At 42.1% G+C, this 454-nt stretch carries 1 pseudogene; it reads left to right on the top strand.

The annotated features are described in order from the left end of the window. A pseudogene (locus tag APR43_RS24600) lies at positions 1 to 454 on the top strand (gliding motility-associated C-terminal domain-containing protein); the annotation flags it as partial.

The following is a 454-nucleotide window of genomic DNA, read 5'->3' as shown; positions in this document are numbered from 1 at the left end:
ACACAAGATTTCTGTTTAGTTGATGCACCAACCGTTGCAGACATTCAGGTAAATACACCAGCCGTTGGAACCATAGTTTGGTATGCTGCTGCTACAGGCGGAACAGCGATTCCAACTACAACAGCTTTAGTAACAGGAACATATTACGCTTCAATTCTAAATCCAACAACAAACTGCGAGAGCAATGTTAGATTAGCAGTTGCAGTTAGTGTAACTGATCCGGGAACACCAACAACTACAGATACTACACAAGACTTCTGTTTAATTGATGCACCTACAGTTGCTAATATTCAAGTAAACACGCCAGCCGTAGGAACCATAGTTTGGTACACAGCTGCTACAGGCGGAACAGCAGTTCCAGCAACAACAGCTTTAGCAACAGGAAACTACTACGCTTCAATTCTAAATCCAACAACAAACTGCGAAAGCAATGTTAGATTAGCAGTTGCAGTAA

The sequence above is a fragment of the Flavobacterium sp. NLM genome, from assembly GCF_002210235.1.
GTDB lineage: Bacteria > Bacteroidota > Bacteroidia > Flavobacteriales > Flavobacteriaceae > Flavobacterium > Flavobacterium panici.
This window is presented reverse-complemented; position numbering and strand designations above follow the sequence as displayed.